The following is a 4,932-nucleotide window of genomic DNA, read 5'->3' as shown; positions in this document are numbered from 1 at the left end:
GTATCGGAGGAGTTGCCCGGTCGGGAGTTCAGCGTCACGGGTCTGCCGAGCATTGCTGTCGTTGAGAACGATCCGTAGTTGAGCAATAACGTGCGGATCTGCCATGAGAAGTATGGTTTGCCGGTCGGACAGCAGCGGCATGAGCAAATCTGTGACGAATGACCGCCTCGAAGTGGATACGACGTCCTTGGTGTCCATGTTTGCTGATAGTTCGAGCCTGCTCGGCGGGCTGAACGAGGTCGAAGTCGCGTCACCGGTGTCGCCAGCTACGGGGGACGACTCGGTCCGCGACAACCAGCCGGGCCGGAGTGAGGGGTCTTGGCGCCGTGCGCTTTGGTGACGATCCCAGGCCTCTTCAACGTCCAGTCGACGGTCGGAGCGGACAACGCGCGGTAGGTGACGCAGTTCCGTCAGTACCGCTTGAGTGAGCGGCATCCAGCCCGGTTCGCAGGGCGTGAGGACCATGTCTGGTGTGATCCGGAAGAGATTTAGTCGGTGAGCGGCCAGACGCGCCTGGGCGGTGAACGTCGGGTCCGTCATCGTGCCGAGAGGAAGGTCAGGTCCGGGATCAGACCGGGAACCGGCTGCGACCTGGTTCGCGTTCAGTGGCAGCAGGATGAGTGATCCGAATGAGTGCATCCCTGTCCTCTGCTTCCTCAAGTCTTGGTCTCGACTTAGGTCCTCGCCCTTGGCGTTCTGGTCTTTCCGGGTCCGTCGAAGGGTTGGACCGGGGGATCTAGTCGAGTTGAGCACTTTAGAACGCGGCGCGCTAGCAAGGTAAAGCTATCCATGTTGCCGCGCCGCCCAGACGGCGGCCGTTTAACGTCGCGGCAAGGTGAACGCTTGTGGAACATTGACAGCCGCGATTGCTTCTGTTGGGGTCTCCGCGTACAGTCATCTTTGCAGGGCGCCGTTCGTTAGCTGAGGCTCCTTTGTGGATATAAGCCAGCGACCCCCAACGTCCAGAGACGCCCCGGGTCAGGACAGGTTTTCCCGGAACAAGGGATTGCCCCGATTGGCTCCCGGTTTCCGGGTTAACGCCGCAAAGTGCCAAAGGTCTTACGAGGAGAGGTTACCTCGGCCGGTCTGGTCGGACTCTTCGTGTGCGCTGAGCAAAGCGGAGGGAGCACGTCAATGAGCGAGAGCCATAGACCCTACCTCCTGCCGATCACACACACCAGGTAGCAGTCTGCCTGCACACGCCTGTCTGGTGGCGTGCCCCGGTGATCGCAGCCCGGCCAGGTCATATTTTCTCGCCCGGCCCTGTGGTTTCCACGGTGTTCCCGACATCGCCGGCTCTCGTCGGGCCGCGTTTGATCGGCTCCCGGATCCTGTCTTTTCATTTCCTGCAGAAAGTTCACCATGGATACAACGTCAAACCTCGTTCCTCCGACCGGGCCCGTGTCAGCGGTCCTGGATTCCGCGCACGTGGGCGATATTGAAGGGGCCATGGGCACGATTCGACTCGGCGATGATGCGCCGCGGCGGGGCGTGCGGGCAAAACTGCGTACCCTTTTGGCCATTCTGGGTCCTGGACTGATTGTGATGGTCGGCGACAACGACGCTGGCGCGTTTGGGACCTACACGCAAGCTGGCCAAAATTATGGGACCACATTGCTGTGGACGTTGCTGCTGCTGGTACCCGTCCTCTACGTGAACCAGGAAATGGTGTTGCGGTTGGGGGTGGTCACGGGGGTGGGCCATGCCCGGCTCATCTTGGAACGTTTTGGAAAGTTCTGGGGAGCCTTCAGCGTCATTGACCTGTTCATCCTGAACGCGCTCACCATCGTGACCGAATTCATCGGTATCAGTTTGGGCTTGCAGTATCTGGGCATCCCCCAAATTCCCGGCGTAATTGTTGCAGCCGTGCTCGTGCTCGGCGCCGTCAGCACCGGGTCTTTTAAACGGTTCGAACGCGTCAGCATGGTTCTTGTTGCCGGGTCCCTCTTGTTGGTCCCCATTTTCTTTCTGTCGGGTCCGAATCTGGGTGAGATGGCGACCAATTTTGTGCTCCCCGGGATGCCACCCGGGTCCCAACTTTCCACGGTGATGCTGCTCATCATCGGGATCGTCGGCACGACCGTCGCCCCGTGGCAGTTGTTCTTCCAACAGTCCTATGTCATTGACAAGCGCATCACGCCCCGGTTCATGAATTACGAAAAGGTCGACTTGTGGATCGGGATCTTGATGGTCATCGTCGGTGCGGCCGCGATCATCGGCTTCACGTCCGCCACCTTCACGGGCCGGCCCGAATTCGGCAACTTCACTGACGCACTCGGGGTCGCAGAAGGCCTCGGCAAGTTTGTCGGACGTGGCGTGGGAGTGATGTTCGCGATCGCGTTGATCGACGCGTCCATTATTGGTGCGGCCGCAGTAGGTTTGTCTACTTCATACGCGTTGGGCGACGTGTTGGGGTTGAAGCACTCCCTGCACCGCAAACCGTGGGAAGCGAAGGGCTTCTACGCCGTATTCGCTGCCCTCCTCGCCCTGGCAGCCACGATTGTTCTGATTCCCGGTGCGCCGCTGGGACTCTTGACCGTGGGAGTACAGACTCTCGCCGGGGTGCTGCTACCTTCAGCCACGGTCTTCCTCTTATTGCTCTGCAACGACAAAGACGTGCTGGGCCCCTGGGTCAACGGCAAATGGTTGAACCTGTTCACGTCTGTTGTCGTCGCCGTGCTGGTCATGCTTTCCATCATCCTCACAGCCAGCGTTCTCTTCCCAGACATCACGGGAGAGACAATCTTGTCCATCCTCGGCGGGGGCAGCGTCTTGGGAATTCTTGTCGGAGCGACCGCCCTGGTCCTTCGCCGGCGACGCCCGGCCGGTGATGCGGTGCTCCCGATGGAACACAGTCAACGTCTCCGTTGGCGGATGCCACCCCTCACCCTCCTCGCCCGCCCGGAGCTCTCCACCGGTCGGACCATCGGATTGGGCGTGCTGCGCGCCTACCTGATCCTCGCCATGGTCCTAGTCGTCGTCCGCGTCATCCAGCTCGCACTGGGCCACTAGCCGCGAGCACCATATTCTCAATACCACCCCGACAACGTGCCACCTCTACCTAGCCTTGTTCGTGAAAGAAGCCACTGTGTCTAACTCTCCCGTTCCAACAACAACTAAATCCGCTCTCCGTCTTTCCCAACTCCTGCGCCATGCCGTGGTCGACAGCCAAGGAAAACAACTTGCCAAACTCGCTGACGTCATTGTTCGCCTCAGGGGAGATGACTACCCCCTCGTGACCGCGCTCGTGGTCAAAGTGGGTTCCGAAACCATCTACGTCCCGATCGCCGACGTCAGAGCCTTGGAACCCAATCGAGTCGAGCTCACCACAGCCCGCTTGAACGTGCGGGCATTCCAGCGCCGCCCGGGCGAGGTCCTACTCAACGCTGACGTCCTGGGCCACCGCCTCATCGACGTGCACATGGCCTCCCTCGTCCGTGCTCACGACATTTATCTCAGCTCCGACACCGCCACGTGGGCTGTCACAGGATTGAACGTGCACCAAACCCACTGGTGGTCCACCCGGAAGACCATCTCCACCGACCCGGCACGGGACTGGAAATCCTTTGAAGCCCTCATCGGCCACGAACCCTCGGTCCTCGTTCGCGCCCCGTTTGGGAAATTACGCCGTCTCAAAGCAGCCCAAATTGCAGACCTCATCGAAACGGCAGACGCTAAAGAGCAAAGCGAACTCCTCACTCAAGTCCACAACGACCCGGAATTCGAAGCAGACGTCTTTGAAGAACTCGACGAAGACAGCCTCACCCATCTCCTCAAATCCCGAAGTACTGCTGACGTCGCTTCTGTCCTGACCCGGATGCGGGCAGATGACGCGGCCGACGCCATCACTGACCTCCCCCAGGCGCGACGCCGGGAAGTCCTCGCTCTGCTCCCTGAACCCCAACACACCAAAGTTCTGGCCCTGCTGGGCTACCACACTGCAACGGCAGGGGGCCTCATGGGTGTGGAATACCTCGCTCTGGCGGAGCACGCGACCATCCAGGACGCCCTTGATCTCATTCGCACCTCGACAACTCAACAACCGGAAGCGCTCACCACCATTTACAGCACCGCCGACGACGGAACACTCCGTGGTGCGATCAGTATCATCCGCGCCCTCCAAACAGACCCGCACCGTCCCCTCCGCGAAGTCGCTGACCCTGATCCCGTTCACGCCGCACCACAAGATGACATCATCGACGTCACCACCCGCATGGCTGACTTCAACCTCCTCACCCTCCCGGTCCTCGACGAAAGCGGCCACATCCTCGGCATCATCACCGTCGACGACGCCCTCGAAGCCGCCCTGCCCCAGGACTGGCAACGCCGCGAACCCCAAACTCACGCCTCCCTCACCCCGGGCACCGTGTGAGATCGTGCCGTCTTTTCGAACAGTGGCTCCTCCCAGTGAAGGATCGTCTAATCCAGAGCAGCGTTACGATTTCACTGAGATAGCGGCGGAGGAAATGGGCTCGGATCTCCGCTGACACGATCTCAGTTCCGCGCTACGTAGAGGCGATTCGGCGAAACCGGCTGCGAAGTGCTTTCTTCTCTTCCCTCCGTCTCTCTTCTCACCGAATTCGTAAGGTTGACCGAGAGCTCAGGAGAATCACATCACGGGCGCTATGTTCGCCAGTGAATATTGGCTTCGTTGGGCACCACCTGTGGTGCGGTTGAGCCCCACTGTTCAGATGCGTGATTCGTATCGTTCAGCCCCACTGCCGGCGTGGTTGAGCACCACCTGAAAAGCTCCTCCCACCATGTGAGCGCCACGTGGTGGAAGGAGTACCGGCAATGGTACGGAAGATCAAAGCGAAGCAGATCCTGCAGCAGCGAAATCAGGGTTTGTCGCGACGGGCGATCGAGTCTGCTCAGGGGATGTCCCGGCACAGTATTCGGGCTGTGCTCGCTGCAACAGAGCGGCTCGGGCTC

Annotated in this window: 3 protein-coding genes and 1 riboswitch; of the genes, 2 read left to right on the top strand and 1 reads right to left on the bottom strand. The window is 60.3% G+C overall.

Features of this window, described 5'->3' with window-relative positions; genetic code table 11:
* Positions 1–198 (bottom strand): hypothetical protein (locus QN350_RS18965; RefSeq protein ID WP_323503747.1); only part of this gene is annotated, 198 nt, incomplete at its 3' end.
* Positions 199–906: 708 nt separating this feature from the next.
* Positions 907–1,076, top strand: a riboswitch (M-box (ykoK) riboswitch).
* A gap of 352 nt (positions 1,077–1,428) precedes the next feature.
* Between QN350_RS18965 and QN350_RS18960 the strand changes: the two genes are divergently transcribed.
* Together QN350_RS18960 and QN350_RS18955 are read left to right on the top strand one after the other, a co-directional pair.
* The gene (locus tag QN350_RS18960; protein WP_322135568.1) at positions 1,429–3,012 is read left to right on the top strand and encodes an Nramp family divalent metal transporter; all 1,584 of its coding nucleotides are present in this window, start codon (positions 1,429–1,431) and stop codon (positions 3,010–3,012) included.
* A 61-nt stretch (positions 3,013–3,073) separates the two neighbouring features.
* Positions 3,074–4,372 (top strand): magnesium transporter MgtE N-terminal domain-containing protein, encoded by a 1,299-nt coding sequence (locus QN350_RS18955; protein ID WP_323503748.1) that lies wholly within the window; start codon positions 3,074–3,076, stop codon positions 4,370–4,372.
* The last annotated feature ends 560 nt before the right edge of the window (positions 4,373–4,932 follow it).

This window comes from Cryobacterium sp. 10I5 (assembly GCF_035019865.1).
Taxonomy (GTDB): Bacteria; Actinomycetota; Actinomycetes; order Actinomycetales; family Microbacteriaceae; genus Cryobacterium; species Cryobacterium breve_A.
The sequence above is the reverse complement of the archived record's forward strand: the minus strand, read 5'-3'. Positions and strand labels throughout refer to the sequence as shown.